This is a genomic window from Bradyrhizobium sp. URHD0069, from assembly GCF_000701345.1.
Classification (GTDB): domain Bacteria; phylum Pseudomonadota; class Alphaproteobacteria; order Rhizobiales; family Xanthobacteraceae; genus Bradyrhizobium.
Genome location: NZ_JNIJ01000013.1, coordinates 150144 through 168947, shown reverse-complemented (window position 1 = coordinate 168947; position 18804 = coordinate 150144). Strand labels below are relative to the sequence as shown.

Below are 18804 nucleotides of genomic sequence, written 5' to 3'. Positions count from 1 at the left end.
CATCATTGGTTCTGCGCTCCCGCTGCGAACCGATGTTGCGGCCAAGCCCGGACGCTGCAATAAGCCCAACGCGAGACGGCCGCTGGGCTCGACCGGTCCGTACGCTACCGTCGACAAGAACAAGATCTCAAGGAGACAACCAGATGAGCTTTTCACGACGCGCGCTACTCAAGGCATCGGCTGCCACGGCGGTTCTGGGCGGCATCGGCGCGCCGTTTGTCGCGCGCGCCCAGCAGGCCGAATTTACCTACAAATACGCCAACAACCTTCCCGATGCGCACCCCATGAATGTTCGCGCCAAGGAGATGGCGGCGGCGATCAAGACCGAGACCAATGGCCGTGTCGACCTGCAGATCTTTCCGAACAACCAACTTGGCTCGGACACGGATATGCTGAGCCAGATCCGTTCCGGCGGCGTCGAATTCTTCACGCTGTCAGGCTTGATCCTTGCCACCCTCGTTCCAGCCGCGTCGATCAACGGCATCGGTTTCGCGTTTCCGGATTACGACACAGTCTGGAAGGCGATGGATGGCGATCTCGGCGGCTATATTCGCAAAGAGATCACCAAGGCCAATCTCGTCGTGATGGACAAGATCTGGGACAACGGGTTCCGCGAAACGACGTCGTCCAGCAAGCCGATCAATGGTCCCGATGATTTCAAGGGCTTCAAGATCCGCGTGCCGGTCTCGCCGCTCTGGACCTCGATGTTCAAGGCCTTTGACGCGGCCCCGGCCCCGATCAATTTCAGCGAGGTCTATTCCGCGCTACAGACCAAAATCGTCGAGGGACAGGAAAATCCGTTGGCCATTATCTCGACAGCGAAGCTGTACGAGGTGCAGAAATATTGCTCGCTGACCAATCACATGTGGGACGGTTTCTGGTTCCTGGCCAACCGCCGCGCCTGGGAGAAACTGCCCGAGGATGTGCGCACGATCGTCGCCAAAAACATCAATGCGGCTGGCGTCAACGAGCGCGCCGATGTTGCCAAACTGAACGCCGGTTTACGCCAGGAACTGGCCGGCAAAGGCCTCACGTTCAACCAGCCGGACGTCGCGCCATTCCGCGAGAAACTGCGTTCGGCCGGGTTCTATGCCGAGTGGAAGGGAAAATACGGCGACGAGGCTTGGGCGCTGCTGGAGAAAGCCGTCGGCAAGCTGTCGTAGCGGGTTTGCCAAGGACCGTCATGGCGCACGCCGAACTTACGCAAGCGGCGGCCGGCGAGGCGATGCCCCCTCGCCGCCGTTCGCTTGCGGCTTGCCTTGAAGCTTCGCTTGGAATGCTGGTCGAGATCCCGGCGGCGGTTCTGGTCGTCGCCGAGATCGTCATCCTGTTCGCGGGCGTGGTGGCGCGTTATGGGCTGCACCAGCCGCTGATCTGGTCGGACGAGCTGGCGTCGATCCTGTTCCTCTGGTTGGCCATGCTGGGCGCGGCGGTGGCGTTTCGCCGTTCCGAGCACATGCGAATGACCGCCGTCGTTGCCAACGCGAAGCCAGCGATGCGGGCCTACCTCGATGTCGTGGCGACCTGCGCGGCGCTGGCTTTTCTGCTGCTGATCGCGTGGCCGGCTTATGAATACGCCTACGAGGAAAGCTTTATCACCACGCCGGCGCTGCAGATTCCCAACGTCTGGCGCGCTGCCGCGCTGCCGGTCGGTATCGGCCTGATGGCGCTGTTTGCATTGCTGCGGCTAGCCCGGACCAGCGATATCCGGCTTATGCTAGGCGCGGTGTTATCGGTTGCCTTGCTGATTGGAGTTTTCTGGCTGGCGCAGCCGTGGCTGCGTCCGCTCGGCAATATCAACCTGATCATCTTCTTTGTCGGCGTGGCTGGCTTTTGCGTCCTCGCCGGCGTGCCTATCGCTTTCGGCTTTGGACTGGCAATCTTCGGCTATCTCGCGCTGACGACGCATACGCCGCTGATGGTGCTGGTCGGCCGCATGGACGAGGGCATGAGCCATCTCATCCTGCTTTCGGTGCCGCTGTTCGTGTTCCTCGGCCTTTTAATCGAGATGACCGGCATGGCCCGCGCCATGGTGGCGTTCTTGGCAAGCCTACTCGGCCACGTGCGCGGCGGCCTGCATTACGTGCTGGTCGGCGCGATGTATCTGGTCTCCGGCATTTCAGGCTCGAAGGCCGCCGACATGGCGGCGGTGGCGCCGGTGTTGTTCCCGGAAATGAAAGCGCGGGGTGCCAGACCCGGCGATCTCGTCGCCCTGCTCGCGGCCACCGGGGCGCAGACCGAAACCATTCCGCCAAGCCTGGTCCTAATCACCATCGGCTCCGTGACAGGCGTTTCGATTGCGGCGCTGTTTACCGGTGGCCTGTTGCCGGGCGTGGTGCTCGCTATCACGCTGTCGGCGCTGGTGTGGTGGCGCTATCGCCATGAGGACCTCAGCCAGGTCAAGAGAGCAACGGTCGGCGAGATCGTCAGGTCTTTCGTCATCGCCCTGCCCGCGCTGGCATTGCCGTTCGTGATCCGCGCCGCCGTGGTCGAGGGCGTGGCCACCGCAACGGAAGTTTCCACGATCGGGATCGTCTATGGTCTTGTGGCCGGCCTTCTGGTCTATCGCCACTTCGACTGGCGGCGGCTGGTGCCGATGCTGGTGGAGACGGCCTGCCTGTCGGGTGCGATCCTCTTGATCATCGGCACCGCCACCGGCATGGCCTGGGGCCTGACGCAATCCGGATTTTCGCGCTCACTCGCGGCCGCCATGACCGGCCTGCCTGGCGGCTCGGCGGCCTTTATTGCGGTATCGATCGTCGCGTTCATGATCCTGGGCAGCGTGCTCGAGGGCATTCCGGCGATCGTGCTGTTCGGCCCGCTGCTGTTTCCGATCGCGCGGGCGGTGGGCGTCCACGAGGTCCATTATGCGATGATCGTCATCCTCGCGATGGGCATCGGACTGTTCGCGCCGCCGTTTGGAGTAGGCTATTATGCCGCCTGCGCCATTGGGCGCGTGGACCCTGCCGAGGGGATCAGGCCGATCTGGGGCTACCTGCTGGCGCTGCTGGTCGGACTGATCATCGTGGCGATATTCCCGTGGATATCGATCGGGTTCTTATAAGCGTAAATGGGAGGTGGCCGATGAGTGGGAAGCAAAGCCAATACGATATCGGTTTGGACAAGACGCCCGCCAATTTCGTGCCGCTGACGCCATTGAGCTTCCTGGCGCGCACCGCCGCCGTCTACCCCGACCATATCTGCGCCGTCTACGAGGGTCGCGTCACCACCTGGGCAGAGACCCATGCGCGCTGCCGGCGCTTCGCGTCCTACCTCTCCGGCCGAGGCATCGGCCGCGGCGACACCGTCGCGGCGATGCTGCCGAACATCCCGGCGATGAATGAGGTGCATTTCGCGGTACCGATGGCCGGCGCCGTGCTCAACGCGCTCAACATCCGGCTCGACGCCCCCTCGATCGCGTTTCAGCTCGATCACGGCGGCGCCAAGATTATCCTGGTCGATCCAGAATTTATCGGCGTGATCTCAGACGCGCTGAAGCTGATGACGGGACCGAAACCGTTCGTCATCGACGTCGACGATGCGTCGTTCGCGGGCGGCAAACGCATCGGCGAGGTCGAATATGAGGGCGCGCTATCCCAAGGGGATCCCGGCTTCGTCGCACGGCTGCCGGAAGACGAATGGGACGCCATCGCGCTCAGTTATACCTCTGGCACAACGGGCAATCCGAAAGGCGTGGTGACCCACCATCGCGGCGCCTACCTGAACGCCGTCAGCAATATCCTCGCGGGCAATCTCGGCCAGCATCCGGTCTATCTCTGGACGCTGCCGATGTTCCACTGCAACGGCTGGTGCTTCCCATGGACCGTCGCGGCAGCGGCGGGCATCAACGTTTGCCTGCGCAAGGTCGATCCCGCCAAGATTTTCGAGCTGATCAAGAAGCACGGCGTCACCCACATGTGCGGCGCGCCGATCGTCTACAACACGCTGATCAATGCGCCCGATGCGCCGAAAGGCAAAGCCGCCCGGCCCGTGGTCGGATTGATTGCCGGCGCCGCGCCGCCGGTTGCCGTGCTCGAGGGCGCCGAAAGCATCGGGATCAAGCTCACGCATGTCTATGGCCTGACCGAAGTCTATGGCCCAGCGTCGGTGTGCGCGGAACAGCCGGGCTGGGACGAGCTGCCTGCCGATCAGCGCGCGCAACTCAAGCGCCGGCAGGGCGTGCCTTACCCGCTGGAGGAAGCTGTCACGGTGCTCGACCCCGAAACCATGCAGCTTGTGCCGCGCGACGGCGAGACCGTCGGTGAGGTGATGTTTCGCGGCAATATCGTGATGAAGGGCTATCTCAAGAACGAAAAGGCCACCAAAGAAGCCTTTGCGGGCGGCTGGTTTCACACCGGCGATCTCGGCGTACTCGACGAGCACGGCTATATCATCATCAAGGATCGCTCCAAGGACATCATCATCTCCGGCGGCGAAAACATCAGCTCGGTCGAGGTCGAGGATGTGCTCTACAAGCATCCGGCGGTGCTGTTCGCCGCCGTGGTTGCGAAGCCCGATACAAAATGGGGCGAGGTGCCCTGTGCATTCATCGAATTGAAAGAGAATGCGCGCGCGACCGAGGCTGAGATCATCGCGTTCTGCCGCGCCCAGATGTCAGGCTTCAAGACGCCGAAGGCCGTGGTGTTTGGTCCTATTCCCAAAACATCGACGGGCAAGATTCAGAAATTCATGCTGCGCAATCAGGTCGCTTCGGCAAAGGCGATTTCTGCCTGAGCGGAGTAACAGCTACTTGTGCACGCTCGGCGCAAAGGTGGCCTTCACCGGACGCCAAGCGTTCAGCCCGCCTGATCCGGTATCAGCCGCATGCCGTCATGGGCCGGGACCACGTTGGGCGGCAGGCTGAGGCGCAGCACCTCGTAATCCAGGTCGGAATGCATGTTGGTGATGACGGCCCGGCGCGGCTTGAATCGGTCGATCCACGACAGCGCGTCGTTGATGCTGAAATGGCTGGGATGCCCGGTATAACGCAGCCCGTCGATGATCCAGAGATCGAGGTTTTCGAGATGAGGCCAGCTCTCGCGCGGGATGTCATTGACATCGGGCGTGTAGACGGCATCGCCGATCCGATATCCGAGCGCCGGAATATTGCCGTGCTGCAGGATGAATGCGGAAAGCGTCAGCGGACCGCCCTTCCCTTCGATGGTGCTGCGCTCGCCGGCCTCGATCGACTGACGGTTAAGGATCGGCGGATAGTCGCTGCCCGGCGGTGACACGAAGCAGTAAGAAAACCGCAGCATGATGTCCTGCGCGGTCGACTGGTTCAGATAGACCGGAATACGCTTGCGCTGATGCATCACGACCGAACGCAGATCGTCCATGCCGTGAGTCTGATCGGCGTGCTGATGCGTCAGAAACACCGCGTCGATGTGATCGACATTGGCGTCGATCAGCTGCTCGCGCAGATCGGGCGAGGTGTCGATCACGATCCGCGTCACGCCATGATCCCCTGTCCGCTCGGCAAGCAGCGAGCAGCGGCGGCGGCGGTTTTTCGGGTTCTTGGGATCGCACGCACCCCAGCCGAGGGCGGGACGCGGAACGCCGGCCGAGGATCCGCAACCGAGAATAGTCAAGCTCAGCGTCATGCGGCCGGCACTTTGGAGAACAGACGAAAAAAGTTCGCCGTGGTCTGACGTGAAATTTCCTCAAGCGAAACCCCACGCGCTTCCGCCAGCACCTTGGCAACTTCAACCACGTAGGAAGGCTCGTTGCGTTTGCCCCGAAATTTACCGGGCGCGAGATACGGCGCGTCGGTCTCGACCATGATGCGATCGGCCGGAAGCTCGGCGGCAAGGTCGCGCAAAGCCTGCGATTTCTTGAAGGTCAGAATTCCCGTGAACGAAATCGAAAGTCCCAAAGAGATCGCCTTCATCGCCAGCTCCCGCCCGCCGGTATAACAATGCAGCACCGCGCGAAACGATCCCTTGGCCATTTCATCTTCGAGGATGCGGCCGCAGTCGTCGTCGGCCTCACGGGTATGGATCACAAGCGGCAGGCCGGTCGCGCGGGCGGCGGCGATATGCGCGCGAAAGCCGCGCTCCTGTGCTTCGGGTGAGCCGTTCTGGTAAAAATTATCAAGCCCCGCCTCGCCCAGCGCCACGACCCTGGGGTGCTGCGTCAGGTCGATCAATTCGCCTGCAGTAATGCCGTCTTCTTCGTCGGCGTGATGCGGATGGGTGCCGACCGAGCAATAGACGTTTCGGAATCGCTCTGATATCGCCAGCAGCGAGGCAAGGCGCCTCACCCGAGTCGAGATGCTGACGATGCGCCCAATGCCTGCGGCGTCTGCCCGCGCCACGATTGCGTCGAGATCATCGGCGAAATCCGGAAAATCGAGATGACAATGGCTGTCGACAAGCATGGGCTGACCGTTCAAGCCTCCGACGGTTCGACATAACGCGGAAACACCGGTGCCGGCGCCGGCAATACGGTGCCCGCCTTGATCCGCTTTGCGCCGCCGAGCGCAGCGAAATCGCGCGCGTCTTTGGGTATGCCGAGACTATCCAGCAACTTCGCCGAGGATTCCGGCATCACGGGTTGCGCTAGGATGGCGATCTGCCGGATGACTTCGGCGGTCACGTACAACACCGTTTGTTGACGCGGCGGATCTGTCTTCGCCAGCGCCCACGGCGCCTCGCCCGCGAAATAGCGATTGGCTTCCGCCACCACGGCCCAGACGGCGTTGAGTGCCTGATGAATTTGCTGGGTCGCCATCGCATTGCGCGCCAATCCGATCATGCGGTCGGCCCCTGCGAGGATCGCCTTGTCGTTGTCGCTAAGGGCGCCCGGCTCGGGCAGCACGCCCTGATACTGCTTTGCTATCATCGACAACGAGCGCTGCGCCAGATTGCCGAGATCATTGGCGAGGTCGGCATTGATGCGCGCGACAATCGCCTCGTGATTATAGTTGCCGTCCTGGCCGAACGGCACCTCGCGCAGGAAAAAGTAGCGGACCTGGTCGACGCCGTACTGATCGGCAAGATTAAATGGGTCCACCACGTTGCCGACAGACTTCGACATTTTTTCGCCGCGACTGAACAGAAAGCCGTGCGCATAGACGCGTTTTTGCACGGGGATGCCGGCCGACATCAGGAACGCCGGCCAGTACACCGCGTGAAAGCGGATAATGTCCTTGCCGATGATATGAACGTCCGCGGGCCAGTAGTGCCAGTTGGCATCGTTCTCGTCTGGGAATCCAACGCCAGTGATATAGTTGGTCAGGGCATCGACCCACACGTACATGACGTGCTCGGGGTCGCCGGGCACCTTAACGCCCCAATCGAATGTGGTTCGCGAGATCGACAGATCTCTCAATCCGCTTTTGACGAAGCTGATCACTTCGTTCTTGCGTGAGTCGGGGCCGATGAAATCCGGCTGCGCAGCATAGAGCGCGAGCAATTTGTCCTGATAGGAGGACAATCTGAAGAAATAGCTCTCCTCCTCGACCCACTCGACCGGCGTGCCCTGCGGCCCGCGCCGCACGTTATCCTCGCCGAGCACGGTTTCCTCTTCGGCGTAATAGGCTTCCTCACGCACGGAGTACCAGCCGGCATAGCTATCGAGATAGATATCGCCATTGTCGGCCATTCGCTGCCAGATCGCCTGACTGGAGCGATGATGTTGTTCTTCCGTGGTGCGGATAAACCGGTCGAACGAGACGTTGAGGCGCTGATCCATTTCCTTGAACCGCAGCGCATTGCGCGTCGCGACTTCCAGCGTCGGCAGCTTTTCAATCTCAGCCGTCTGGACCATCTTCAGGCCGTGCTCGTCGGTCCCGGTGAGAAAATACACATCCTTGCCGTCAAGCCGCTGAAAGCGCGCCAACGCATCAGTCGCGATCGCCTCGTAGGCATGGCCGATATGCGGCACGCCGTTCGGATAGGCGATCGCCGTGGTGATGTAATAGGTGTTGCGCGGGGCCACGGCCGGCGCGGGCTGTGCGATGGAAACCGCCTTCTCTTTCGTGGTCTTGGGTTTCGGCTTCGCGGCCGGCTTCTTGACGGCACGGGTTGGCTTCGGCGCCGAAACGGGCTTCTTCGATTTCGCTTTCTTCGCGGGCTTTCTGACGGACTTCTTGGAAGCCTTTTTCGCGGTCGATTTCTTTGCAGATTTCTTCGCCGTCTTTTTTGCCTTCTTAGCGGCAGCCTTGCCCTTCTTCGCGCGCTTTTTTGGCGCCGCGGCCTTGGCGGCGCGTGACGATACCTTCTTCGCCTTTTTCTTCTTCGAAGGTTTTTTCTTAGAGGCCACCACGAATTCCTTTAATCGTTCAAATAGGGATTGTCGGGATTGAGAATCAGCGGAGCGTCTACCGCGTTGCTTCCGCAAGCAGCCCGAACACCGAGAAAACCAGCGGTTTTCGCTCGAGATTGTATTCTGCAGTGTCGCGCGCGGCGAGATTGATCTTTTCCCACACCTCCGCCAGCCGTGCAAGGCGGGGCAGGTTCGCGTTGGCATTGGCATCGTCAGCACGCAAGCGTTCGCTTACCCAGCGATCGACGCTGTCGATGAAGGCCGCCAGTGCCACCCGGTCGCTGCCGCCGAGCGCATCACCCAGGGCATGAAGCTCGCGCGCATCGACCCGCGGCAGGGTAGCCAGCAGGGCCGCGGTGCGCTGGTGGAGTTTTAGGGCGTCGCCTCCCAGCAATGTCAGCGCGCGCGCGACACTCCCTTCCGCGGCTTCTGCCGCCTCAGTGAGGGCAGGATCGTCGATCGCGATGTTTGCGGCCTGTGCCGCGGCGCGGATCACGTCCTCGATCGCGAGCGGGCGCAACGGCAATTTGCGGCAACGCGACTGGATCGTCGGCAGGACCCGCGCGGGCGCATGGCTGACGAGAAGGAAGAGCGATTGATGCGGCGGCTCTTCGAGAATTTTGAGCAACGCGTTGGCCGCGTTGGGATTGAGTTCATCGACGGTGTCGACGATGCAGACCCGCCAACCCTCCACGGCGGCGGTCGAACCGAAGAACGAAATCGTCTCCCGGGTCTCGTCGACCGTGATCACGGTTCGCATCACGCCCTTGTCGTTGAGGGTCCGTTCAAGCGTGAGCAGTCCGCCATGGGCGCCGGCCGCGACATGGCGCGCCACCGCATCGGATGGATCGACCGCGAGCGTCTCCGCGCGTTGCACATCCGGCGCCAACGGATTGCGATGTGCGAGCACGAACCGCGCCATTCGATAGGCCAGCGTCGCCTTGCCGATGCCCTGCGGACCTCCGATCAGCCAGGCGTGCGGAATACGCCCGCTGCGATAGGCATTGAGCAACGCCATCTCGGCTTCGCGATGCCCGAACAGCGCGCCAGTTTCGCGCGGATGAACGGCTGCAAATTGCTGTTCGACCTGACGGGCGCTCATGCGTGATTGGCCATGTTGGCGCCGGTTGTGAAGAAACGGTCGCGCAATGCCGTCCAAACGTTCGCGGCAACCGTGCTGGGGTCTGCGGTTGCATCGATCAACACGCATCGCTGCGGTTCGGCAGCGGCGATCTGCCGGTACGCGTCGCGCAATTCCTGATGAAATGCGAGATCTTCGGCTTCGAACCTGTCGGGTTCGCCGGTGCCGCGGCGCTTGGCCGCTCGCTGCATGCCGACCTCCACCGGGACATCGAGAATGATCGTCAAATCGGGTTTAAGATCGCCGATTGTTACGCGCTCCATTGCATTCAGGACCGCGGGCGCCACCTTCCCAAGCCTGCCTTGATAGGCGCGGGTCGAATCGGAAAACCGGTCGCACAGCACCCAGATTCCCTGATTCAGCGCCGGCTTGATGACCGTCTGCACGTGATCGTCTCGCGCGGCTGCGAACAACAGCGTCTCCGCATCCGGGCCCAATAGCTTGCCCATTCCGGACAACAGCAGATGCCTGATGATTTCGGCTCCCGGTGATCCGCCGGGCTCGCGCGTGATAATGGCACGCAACTTTGCGGCGTTCAGACGGTCCGCGAGTATCTTGATGTGCGTGGATTTTCCGGATCCCTCGCCACCCTCAAAGGTGATGAATCGTCCGCGCCCGGGAGTTCTTTTGACCGCTGGTTCGGCCATCGTCAAAGTTTCTCGGCGCCGGCGCGAAACATTCCGATGACGAGCTCGCTCATACCATCGATCGCGCGCCGCATCGTCGACCCCTGGCCGACCGGTTCCGCAGCGTAAACCGGCGCCTCCATGGCGATGTTGCGTCCCCGCCAGACCCTGACGATTCCCACCCGTTGGCCGGATTCGACCGGCGCGCGTACCGGCCCGTTATAGACGATGCGGGCGATCAATTTATCGCCGCCGTGTTTCTGCACCATCACCTTGATCGGTTCGGGGCTTGCGAGCTTCACCGAGCGGCTGTCGCCGCCGAATACCTTGGCGTAGCCGACCGGCTGCTGTGGCGCGAACAGCGTCCGCGCTTCGAAATTGCGAAATCCCCATTCGAGCATCTTTTTCGCTTCCGACGCACGATCGTCGGGATCGTCGAGGCCGTTGACGGCAACGATCAGCCGCATGCCGTTCTGCACCGCCGAGGCGACCATACCGTAGCCGCCCTCCTTGGTATATCCGGTCTTCAACCCGTCGGCACCTTCGAGCGACGTCAACAGCGGATTACGATTTTGCTGCCGGATCTTGTTCCAGGTGAATTCGCGCTCGCCGAACAACTTATAGAAATCGGGATAGGTCCGGATGATATGAAGCGCCAGCTTTGCCAGTTCGCGCACGGTCATCCTGTTGCCGGGATCGGGCAGACCATTCGAATTGGCAAAAGTCGACTGCGTCAGTCCGAGTTCACGCGCGCGCTTAGTCATCGTTTCCGCAAAGGTACGTTCATTGCCAGCCATCGCCTCCGCCAGGACCATGCACGCGTCGTTGCCGCTTTGAATGATGGCGCCGTGCAACAGATCGTCCACGGAGATCTTGCTGTGAATGGCCGCGAACATCGTCGAACCGCCCGCCGGCGCGCCGCCCTTGCGCCAGGCGTTCTCGCTGACGCGATATTCATCCGTAAGTTTTATTTCGCCCCGCTTGACGGCGTTGAAGACCACCTCAGCGGTCATCAGCTTCATCATGCTGGAAGGCGCCCGCAGTTCGTCCGGGTTCTTCTCGAACAGCACGCTGCCGCTCGAGGCTTCGATCAGGATCGCGGTCGGCGCATCGCCGTCAAAACCGCCCTCCTCCTTCTTGGCGCCCTGCACGCTGTTGTTGGCGGCATACACCACGCCGCCGCAGCCGACTGCGATGGCGACCACGGCGGCAACCAGGCTGCGCCACGAACGTGATGTCGCGGACTTAGGTGTGCGGGACGGTGAGTTTTGGGCTGCCATCGGCGATGTCCTGAGCCCGGCGTTCTAACAGCTGGAAGTACCGCAAACAACACGGGTTTTTGCTGATGCCGCGGAGCCGATCCAATTGCGATGCAGGTCAAACAACCCTATCCTGTCGCCTTGCACATACCCGGCAAAATCTACGAAACAACGCGGAAAAGCCATGCCGTCCTCGCGCACTGTTTCCGCCAACGGAATCGAGATATTTCTGCACGAACAGGGCGAAGGTCCGCTGGTGCTGCTTTGCCACGGCTGGCCGGAACTGTCCTATTCTTGGCGCCATCAAATCCCGGCGATTGCCGCGGCAGGCTTTCGCGTCGTGGCGCCGGATATGCGCGGGTTCGGGCGAACCAGCGCACCCCCGGATATCGGTGCGTACAGCATCTTCGATAACGTCGGCGACATGGTCGCGCTGGTTGCTGCGCTCGGCGAAAATCAGGCCGTGATCGTTGGTCACGACTGGGGCGCGGCGGTCGCCTGGCACGCCGCGCTGTTCCGTCCCGATATTTTTACGGCCGTCGCCGGCCTGAGCGTCCCTCCGCCCTCACGAGGGCGCAGGCGGCCGCTGGATACGCTGCGCGAAAGCGGCATCACCAATTTCTATTGGCAATATTTTCAGCCGCCTGGCGTCGCCGAACGCGAGTTCGAACGCGATGTTTGCCTGACGATGAGAAGCCTGCTCGGACGCGGATTTTCCGATCCGGCCGCCTCGCTGTTCATTGAAGACAGCAAGGGATTTCTCGGCGATGTCAGGCCCGATCGCCCGCTGCCGGACTGGCTCAGCGAAGCCGACCTGTCTTATTTCAGCGAGGCCTACCAAAAATCCGGTTTCCGCGGCGGGCTCAATTGGTACCGCAACATCGACCGCAACTGGGAACTGACCGCGCCGTGGCAAGGCGCGCAGATCCATCAGCCGTCGCTGTTCATTGCGGGCTCGAAGGACTCGGTCATCACCGGGTTGATCGGCGCCAAGCGTGTCGCCGACATGGTGCGGGTTGTGCCGAACCTGGCACAAAAGCTCATCATCGAGGGCGCCGGTCACTGGGTCCAGCAGGAGCGCGCCGACGACGTCAACGCGGCGTTGATTGCTTTTCTCAAAGCGCAGGGATCAGCGCGCGCGGCTCAATAGAGCCCGCGTCCGGCCAGCAACTCGCTCGGTCCGCGCGGATCGACCGGTGCATAGGCGGAGACAGGACTGGCGGGAGGGGCATAACGGTTGTCGTTTTCGTACGACACGGCGCGCAGATTTTCGATGTGACGGTTGCCCGAACGGGTGCGGCTGGAGGCGGACATCTCCGACGTTGCGTTGATTGAGGCGAGGTCTGCCGAGGTATTGCCGAGGCTATATGGCCGTCCCTCCGGCATCGGAACCTCGCCGCGGATTGGGCGGGCCGATGACGGAATTTCCGGAACGAATGCCCCGGCCGACGCCACCCGGACCATGGACGGCGATGGCGCCGGAACGCCGGTGCGCAATGTTGCTAAAAGCTGACGATCGTCAGAACCCTCGAGCGGTGCCCGGCCGACATATTCGACCCGTACGCGCGCGACACCATTGCCTTTAAATTCAAGCAGTTCGGCGGTTTTGTTCGAGACATCTATGAGCCGGTTTCCATGATAGGGTCCGCGGTCGTTAACGCGGACGATCAGCGATTTGCCGTTGCTCATGTTGGTCACACGCGCATAACACGGCATCGGAAGCGTCGGATGCGCGGCGGTTAGCGACGCCATGTCGAACACTTCGCCATTGGCGGTCAGCCGGCCGTGGAAATCATCGCCGTACCAGGAGGCCATACCCTCGGCGCGATAGCCGGTGTCTTCCTCCGGCACGTAAACCCGGCCCGCCACCGTGTAGGGCTTGCCGACTCGGTAGGTACCGCCACCCTTCGGCACGGGTTCGCCGAAAGCAACTACGCGGGGGCTACTGGAAACGCCATATTTGGGATCGACACGGCTGGCGAATTTGCCCGATGAGGCGCAGTTGGCAAGGACGAGGCATGCTGCCACGGCGACAGCGCTGCGCGCCATCAGCACAACCGGAAATGATCGTCGAATCCCCATCCGCCCCAACTACCACCCTGCCGGCCCCGCGCCTACTTCGAGGCACCCGGCCGTGACACGCCCCCGATGCAGCCCACCTCCGCACCAAGATGTGAAGATATCGCATCGCGAACACGGCGGAAATGGGGAGACCATCGGGGTGGTGAATGAATGGTTGCGATAGCGGCCCGTCGATTTACGGAACGGCCGGGCTTGAGGCGTCGCTTCCACGCGCGCTCCCTCGCGGACAAACTGTTGCGCGAAATCATCAGTCGGCTTCGATCTTCGATGCGGACAGCGAATCCTTTTGACTGTGCGACGGGTCATGTCGTTCTGTCGGGCCGGGGTGCAAAAAGGACGTACGATGATTGAGACGGTTACAGCGTTTCTGGGCCTGGTTAGCATCGGCATTTTCCTGGCCCATGCATTTGACGGTTTACGCTCGAGGGCCTGACCCTCTGCGAAGCCACGCTGCAGCCCTTTCGAAATAGGCTGATTCCGAGACGTTTATTGGATTCGGACGAGCATCGGGAGCGGCAGGTGTATGATGCGAGACCATGACCTTGTGTCCGACGGATTTCTTGCGCTGACCGCGAGCGGCTTGGTGCTGTTGTGCTCCAGTTTACTCGCCATCGCGTTCGGCTAGTCCGTCCGCTGGTACCCGAAATCGCAGCGCGCCGATATCGGGGCTAAGAGCGAGCACGATAGATGCGTGCCTGCGTGGCAGAAGCTTTCGTCCGGTGTGTGGGCGGTTCACGGGCCAAAGGCCGTGCTGGGACAATGAGGGCAGCAGCGGCCGTCCTTCACCCCGCGTTTCCTGGTCGCGATCTCGTGAGACAGGAGCGGCTGAGACATCAGCCGCTCTTTTGCTTCCGTGATCACCAAGGCTAAAAGCCGGACTAAGCGGCACGCCGTTCGATATTTTGAGCCATCTGCTTTGCGGCATCGTCGGCAGCCTTGAGCGACATGTCGGCCATCCGACGGCTGCTCTCCACGGCACCCTCCAGGGTTTCACGAACAAAATCACTCTGCACGGCTGCAATCTCCTGAGGAGTTCGACAACTCCACAATTCGTTCATGCGGTTCATCGAACACTCCATTTGGTGCCGAACGAACGCGAAATACTCTCGCGACATTCCAGTCATTCCTTTAGCAAGCGCGCTGGTAGACTGCAGAGTCGTTGCGGCGTTGCGGGCTGACCGTTCAGTTGCTTCTTGCACTTCGTTCCCCGACAAGCCGAGCGTGCGACTGACCTGGTCGGTAGAACGACCCATTACTGCTGTCGTCATCTCCAATCCGAACCGCAAGGCGTTCTTCAGCGCCTCGGCATTTTGCTGGAGCAGGTCGGCACCGACCCGAGCCACCTCCTGACTGGCCTCAACCGCAGTTTCTCCGACGCGCTTAGTCTGCTCAGCAGTCCTCTCGCTGGCCTGTCGAATTGTTTGCTCGGCGCTTTGGCTAGACTTATCCTCTTGGCGTGGATTTGCCATCTTAACTGCCTCCTCGATGTTTGACTGGTGATTTCGGATGCCTGTGCGACGTGGTGAGCACAGGTGCATTTCTCGCAAACAAACGCGGTCGCTTGAGAGCCGTTCCAGCGTTGCTGAGCTTTTCGGAATCCTTGATGCTATACAAGAACTAACGCTGCAAGTTCCGTTTAATCCCTAGACTGGCTCGCTGGGTGCGGCGCACTGACCAAGCGAAAACCCGCCCGATGGAGATCATCGAGCGGGTCCGCGCCTGACGCCAAGAGTATGAAGGAGTTGATCGGCTTTTAATTGCGGTCGCGCTCGATGATCACCTTACGATCAGGTTCCCTCTCACGCTCCTTGACGATAGTTGTGTCTTGGGGCTCGCGCTCCTTGATTACGGTTGTTCTTTCCTGCTCGCGAATCCGGTCGCGTTGGTCCGAACCCACCGTCACTCCGGCTCCGCCCCCCGGCGTTACTCCGACACCGATGCCGACTTCTTCGGCGCCTGCGGGCATTGCGGCGCATAGGCTCGCCGCTCCTACTATAATCAGTAAGTACTTCATGACTGCTCCTTAGCGTTGTGAAACCCGCACCCATGCCTTGGAGAACGGGTTAAATTAGCCGATGTTCCTCGGTCCTAGACCCCAACAGGGGCGGCAAAAAAAATGGCCGATTAGTGCCTTGGATTATTCGAAGCCGGTGCACCTCACAAAAGAAGAGCTTGAGGAACTGATGCGCAAGGCAACCTCGTTGGAGCGATACCTGACGTCACGCCCCTCACCTCTCCTCGTCCGGGTGCACCCACCTGCAAGGCGTGATCTCGCGAGTCTCGGTCTGCTTGATCATGTGCACCGGCGGCACGGTGCCGACATCCGGCCGGAACGCCAGTCAACCTAAGCCAGCGGCGGTTGGTTCAGCCTTTTGGCCCTGAGGCGCTATCCAGCCAGGATCGAGTCTGTTCTTCGGTCCAACCCGGAACAGCGTAGCCCTTGGGGACAGTAACAGGTTGGACCGGGCCCAAGTGGCCCACGGGCCGTTTGGAGCGATGCACCGGCGCGGCGTTGGCAAAAGCACACAAAGTAATCAATAGGCCTAAGGCCAAAACAGATCGCATCCTATTTGCTCCATTCAGTCTACCGACTGAGCCGCTGCCTCGAAAGGATCATCGCGCATGGGCTATCATGGACCCAACATCGGCTCAGATCTCGGCCGTGTCGGTCAAGCTGATCATCTGCGCACAGGCGGCCAAGGCCCAAGCTGTAGCGGCTTCACGATCCGTCAAATACTTTTGATGCCGCCTGGCTCGTGTGTCTGTCAAAACGCACGGAATAAAATTCAATTTAATGGTGTCGGCGGATTGCGAACCTACATCACCTTGACGCACATCGAGCAACGAATTGGGAAGAACATGAAGACCCTCGCTCAAAGAAAAGACCCACGCGATGACTTGATACCCATGATGGTAACTGTAATCGTCGCAGTCGTGGGTACGGCTGGTATCCTCCTTAACAACTTGGGCCCAGGCAACAACTCACAGGGTAGCGGCGACGCGAGGATGACCACGGCCGCGGCGGTGTCGAGGGCCGGCGCAATCGAAATTCCCTCAGAGCCGCCCGCCGCTGGGGCTAACGAGGGAGGCTCGGCATGAAAACCCTTTCCGTTCTTTGCTTCGTCCTTTGCGTTGGCGTTTCAACCACCGCGGCGTTTGCTCGCGGCGGTATGGGAGGGCATGGCATGGGATCGTCTCACATGTCCGTGACGGGTATGCCCATGACGGGCGGCGCCTTGGGTACCACCGCCGCCGCACCCGGCACCAACTCGTTAGGCACGGCGCTCCCGTCATCCGGCACGGAACGTCCCATGAAAGGCCCACCGCTTGGCACCGATCCCGCTATCGACCGTGAAGAATCGAAGGTCGACAAGATGATAGGATCGATCTGCCGGGGATGCTGATGCCTCTGGGCTGGGGCGTCGCCACTGATCAACTTGAGCGTCAAAGTGATTGAAGCGGTCGCGGCATTTCTGGGTCTGTTTTAGCACTGGCATCTTTGTAGCTCACGCGGTCGACGCTTAGGCCCACGCGGCGAAGAGAGCTGACCAATACTGCATTGGCCATCTACAGCCGCTCGCAGGACGTCAAGCCCAGCGACGACATGCGCGGCTATAGGCAACAGCGCGATGCTTGAGCTTCCACTTCCTGATGAGGCACAGGCGCTACAACGACAGCCGTCAGACGATGGACGGCGGCGACCGATTCCAAGGCGAAGAAGCACCTGATTGAATTCGCCAAAGTGCACCGGAAGCTGGCTCGATCGGCGGCGAAGAAAGCCAAAACCGTCCAGTCGGAGCCGCCGCTCGCCGGCGACGCGACTTATCAACGTGCACTGCCCCTTATTCAAGGCCGGCGCGGCCCATTTCGCCATGCGGCCGACATAGCGGAGTGGTCCGAGGGCTGATCCGGTATCTAGACAAAGCCGGGATGTCGCCCGAGGCGAGCTTGGCCCAGGGAGAGATCGACCGGCTGATGAAGGCGGGGTACAACTAACAGGAAGCAAGGGAAGTCGCGCTCCGCGCGTTCGCGCTGCTGCCGGAGGAACGGGACGAGGACGACGAGCAGGAACGCGAACTGGCCGCAATGGAAGCCGAGTATCGAAAGAACCCGCCGGTGTCGCACGACCAGAACAGAGACAGCAGAATCCAGAAGTGAAACAGAGGCGAAGCAAAAATGATCGAGTGGTTCGACGACCTGGCGCTGGGGATGCGTTTCAAAACCAGCGAGGTTACGGTCACCACGGAAGATATACAGCGGTTTGCGGCGGAGTTCGATCCGCAGCCGTTTCATTTGGATGAAGCCGCCGCCGAGAAAACCGTATTCAAAGGGCTTGCAGCATCCGGTTGGCACACTGCGGCCATGTCGATGCGCCTTTGCGTCGAAGCCCGGCCATTTGGGCCCCAGCCGCTCATGGGTCTTGGCGTCGACGACTTACGCTGGATGATGCCGGTGCGCCCTGGCGATATTCTTCATGTCGAAGGCGAAGTGGTGGAGCTAATTCCATCCCGAACCAAGCCGCAAGGGCTCGCGAAGGTCAAATGGACGGCCTACAACCAGCGAGGCGAAGCGGTATACACCTTCACGCCGATCGCGATCCTCGCTCGTCGCCCTGATCCTGCGACCGCTTGATTGGTCGCTTGGCTTTTTCTGAGGATTCCGTCGGTGCGCCATGGGTGAGCGTCCACGGATATGTCATCTTTATGTGTAGCTGGTCCCGATTTTATAACGGTGGCAGTCATGCTCGATGGCGATTGCCTCGAGATGCCGATGCCATTGCGGTGCCAATCGCTACGCGCGCAATAACGTTCTCCATCCGCGCTCCCGTGTGGGGAGCGACGGGACGCCCATAAGATTACCCGCGATCATGAAAAAGTGCGGGCCGGACACGAAGACGCACGACTGTGCCACCGAGAGCCCGGGGCGCAAGTTGCCTTCCATCAGCCCAAACCGGCGGCGACGGTGGCGTTGTCCAGCCAGTATTGGGTCTGTTCGTCGGTCCAACCGGGAACCGCGAAGCGCGCGGGAGCGGTAATATGTTGGGCGGGACGGATGGTAACACGTTTGTGCGTGCGTAAGTGGACCCGGGGCGGCTTGGGGCGATGCATCGGCGCGGCGTTGGCAGAAGCACACAAAGTAATCAATAGGCCTATGACCAAAACAGACCGCATCGTATTGTTCAGCCATCGTGGATGCCGCGCTGATTATGTGCGCACGGGCGGGCACGGCCCCAACCTGTAGCGGCTTCACGATCCGTCAAATACTCTTGATGCCGCTTGGCTCGTGTGCCTGTCAAAACGCACAGAATAGAATTCAATTTAATGGTGTCGGCGGATTGCGAACCTTAATCAGCTTCGCGCAGATCGAGCATGGCGTTTCAACCACCGCGGCGTTTGCCCGCGGCGGCCCATCGGGCCTGCATGCACAG

The 18804-nt window shown here is 61.1% G+C and carries 16 protein-coding genes; 7 read left to right on the top strand and 9 right to left on the bottom strand.

All coding sequences use genetic code 11. The features are described from left to right. The first annotated feature begins 143 nt into the window (after positions 1-143). From N554_RS0108645 to N554_RS0108635, 3 genes are read left to right on the top strand one after another with little or no spacing between them, the layout of a single operon-like run. The gene (locus tag N554_RS0108645) at positions 144-1163 is read left to right on the top strand and encodes a TRAP transporter substrate-binding protein (RefSeq protein WP_029583092.1); all 1020 of its coding nucleotides are present in this window, start codon (positions 144-146) and stop codon (positions 1161-1163) included. 20 nt (positions 1164-1183) lie between these two features. Beyond that, a complete protein-coding gene (locus tag N554_RS0108640; protein ID WP_029583091.1) occupies positions 1184-3064 on the top strand; it encodes a TRAP transporter large permease in 1881 nt (626 codons plus the stop codon). 20 nt (positions 3065-3084) lie between these two features. Continuing rightward, positions 3085-4734 carry an acyl-CoA synthetase gene (locus N554_RS0108635; RefSeq protein WP_029583090.1) on the top strand — a complete coding sequence of 550 codons (1650 nt, stop codon included), beginning with the start codon at positions 3085-3087 and terminating at the stop codon, positions 4732-4734. Positions 4735-4796: 62 nt separating this feature from the next. Here the strand turns inward: N554_RS0108635 and N554_RS0108630 are convergent, their stop codons facing one another. The 3 genes from N554_RS0108630 to metG are packed head-to-tail and all read right to left on the bottom strand — an operon-like array spanning position 4797 to position 7941. Then, a complete protein-coding gene (locus N554_RS0108630; RefSeq protein ID WP_029583089.1) occupies positions 4797-5603 on the bottom strand; it encodes an MBL fold metallo-hydrolase in 807 nt (268 codons plus the stop codon). Beyond that, positions 5600-6379, bottom strand: a complete 780-nt coding sequence (locus N554_RS0108625) for a TatD family hydrolase (protein WP_029583088.1) — start codon at positions 6377-6379, stop codon at positions 5600-5602. The genes N554_RS0108630 and N554_RS0108625 overlap by 4 nt, the downstream gene beginning before the upstream one ends. Positions 6380-6390: 11 nt before the next feature. After that, the gene (gene metG, locus N554_RS0108620; protein WP_029583087.1) at positions 6391-7941 is read right to left on the bottom strand and encodes a methionine--tRNA ligase; all 1551 of its coding nucleotides are present in this window, start codon (positions 7939-7941) and stop codon (positions 6391-6393) included. Between the two features lie 19 nt (positions 7942-7960). Between metG and N554_RS42925 the strand changes: the two genes are divergently transcribed. Next, a complete protein-coding gene (locus tag N554_RS42925; RefSeq protein ID WP_371259469.1) occupies positions 7961-8308 on the top strand; it encodes a hypothetical protein in 348 nt (115 codons plus the stop codon). A 15-nt stretch (positions 8309-8323) separates the two neighbouring features. On the opposite strand, the gene N554_RS0108615 is transcribed toward N554_RS42925, so the two are convergent. From N554_RS0108615 to N554_RS0108605, 3 genes are read right to left on the bottom strand one after another with little or no spacing between them, the layout of a single operon-like run. Further along, positions 8324-9370 carry a DNA polymerase III subunit delta' gene (locus N554_RS0108615; protein ID WP_029583086.1) on the bottom strand — a complete coding sequence of 349 codons (1047 nt, stop codon included), beginning with the start codon at positions 9368-9370 and terminating at the stop codon, positions 8324-8326. Further along, positions 9367-10056, bottom strand: coding sequence for a dTMP kinase (gene tmk, locus N554_RS0108610; protein WP_029583085.1), 690 nt, complete (start codon positions 10054-10056; stop codon positions 9367-9369). Before tmk ends, N554_RS0108615 begins: the two co-directional genes overlap by 4 nt. Before the next feature lie 2 nt (positions 10057-10058). Next, positions 10059-11210 carry a D-alanyl-D-alanine carboxypeptidase family protein gene (locus N554_RS0108605; protein WP_245283556.1) on the bottom strand — a complete coding sequence of 384 codons (1152 nt, stop codon included), beginning with the start codon at positions 11208-11210 and terminating at the stop codon, positions 10059-10061. 268 nt (positions 11211-11478) lie between these two features. Here N554_RS0108605 and N554_RS0108600 point away from each other — a divergent pair, with 268 nt between their 5' ends. Beyond that, positions 11479-12444: an alpha/beta fold hydrolase gene (locus N554_RS0108600; protein WP_029583083.1), complete on the top strand. Its 966-nt coding sequence runs from the start codon at positions 11479-11481 to the stop codon at positions 12442-12444. Here the strand turns inward: N554_RS0108600 and N554_RS0108595 are convergent. The 3 genes from N554_RS0108595 to N554_RS0108570 form a co-directional block, all read right to left on the bottom strand. After that, positions 12438-13376: a septal ring lytic transglycosylase RlpA family protein gene (locus tag N554_RS0108595; protein ID WP_081851183.1), complete on the bottom strand. Its 939-nt coding sequence runs from the start codon at positions 13374-13376 to the stop codon at positions 12438-12440. The genes N554_RS0108600 and N554_RS0108595 overlap by 7 nt on opposite strands. 878 nt (positions 13377-14254) lie before the next feature. Next, complete coding sequence (locus N554_RS0108575) at positions 14255-14845, bottom strand: phasin family protein (RefSeq protein ID WP_029583081.1); 591 nt, start codon at positions 14843-14845, stop codon at positions 14255-14257. Between the two features lie 284 nt (positions 14846-15129). Beyond that, positions 15130-15390 carry a hypothetical protein gene (locus tag N554_RS0108570; RefSeq protein WP_051677396.1) on the bottom strand — a complete coding sequence of 87 codons (261 nt, stop codon included), beginning with the start codon at positions 15388-15390 and terminating at the stop codon, positions 15130-15132. Positions 15391-16471: 1081 nt separating this feature from the next. Here N554_RS0108570 and N554_RS0108560 point away from each other — a divergent pair. Together N554_RS0108560 and N554_RS0108550 are read left to right on the top strand one after the other, a co-directional pair. Further along, complete coding sequence (locus N554_RS0108560) at positions 16472-16780, top strand: hypothetical protein (protein ID WP_029583078.1); 309 nt, start codon at positions 16472-16474, stop codon at positions 16778-16780. Positions 16781-17552: 772 nt separating this feature from the next. Then, the gene (locus tag N554_RS0108550) at positions 17553-18008 is read left to right on the top strand and encodes a MaoC family dehydratase (protein WP_029583077.1); all 456 of its coding nucleotides are present in this window, start codon (positions 17553-17555) and stop codon (positions 18006-18008) included. Positions 18009-18804: the final 796 nt, after the last annotated feature.

What these genes read in the sequence shown, in the direction of transcription:
- N554_RS0108645 (WP_029583092.1), top strand. Translation starts at nt 144, where the DNA reads ATGAGCTTTTCACGACGCGCGCTACTCAAGGCATCGGCTGCCACGGCG.
- N554_RS0108640 (WP_029583091.1), top strand. Translation starts at nt 1,184, where the DNA reads ATGGCGCACGCCGAACTTACGCAAGCGGCGGCCGGCGAGGCGATGCCC.
- N554_RS0108635 (WP_029583090.1), top strand. Translation starts at nt 3,085, where the DNA reads ATGAGTGGGAAGCAAAGCCAATACGATATCGGTTTGGACAAGACGCCC.
- N554_RS0108630 (WP_029583089.1), bottom strand. Translation starts at nt 5,603, where the DNA reads ATGACGCTGAGCTTGACTATTCTCGGTTGCGGATCCTCGGCCGGCGTT.
- N554_RS0108625 (WP_029583088.1), bottom strand. Translation starts at nt 6,379, where the DNA reads ATGCTTGTCGACAGCCATTGTCATCTCGATTTTCCGGATTTCGCCGAT.
- N554_RS42925 (WP_371259469.1), top strand. Translation starts at nt 7,961, where the DNA reads ATGGAAACCGCCTTCTCTTTCGTGGTCTTGGGTTTCGGCTTCGCGGCC.
- N554_RS0108615 (WP_029583086.1), bottom strand. Translation starts at nt 9,370, where the DNA reads ATGAGCGCCCGTCAGGTCGAACAGCAATTTGCAGCCGTTCATCCGCGC.
- tmk (WP_029583085.1), bottom strand. Translation starts at nt 10,056, where the DNA reads ATGGCCGAACCAGCGGTCAAAAGAACTCCCGGGCGCGGACGATTCATC.
- N554_RS0108600 (WP_029583083.1), top strand. Translation starts at nt 11,479, where the DNA reads ATGCCGTCCTCGCGCACTGTTTCCGCCAACGGAATCGAGATATTTCTG.
- N554_RS0108595 (WP_081851183.1), bottom strand. Translation starts at nt 13,376, where the DNA reads ATGGGGATTCGACGATCATTTCCGGTTGTGCTGATGGCGCGCAGCGCT.
- N554_RS0108575 (WP_029583081.1), bottom strand. Translation starts at nt 14,845, where the DNA reads ATGGCAAATCCACGCCAAGAGGATAAGTCTAGCCAAAGCGCCGAGCAA.
- N554_RS0108570 (WP_051677396.1), bottom strand. Translation starts at nt 15,390, where the DNA reads ATGAAGTACTTACTGATTATAGTAGGAGCGGCGAGCCTATGCGCCGCA.
- N554_RS0108560 (WP_029583078.1), top strand. Translation starts at nt 16,472, where the DNA reads ATGAAAACCCTTTCCGTTCTTTGCTTCGTCCTTTGCGTTGGCGTTTCA.
- N554_RS0108550 (WP_029583077.1), top strand. Translation starts at nt 17,553, where the DNA reads ATGATCGAGTGGTTCGACGACCTGGCGCTGGGGATGCGTTTCAAAACC.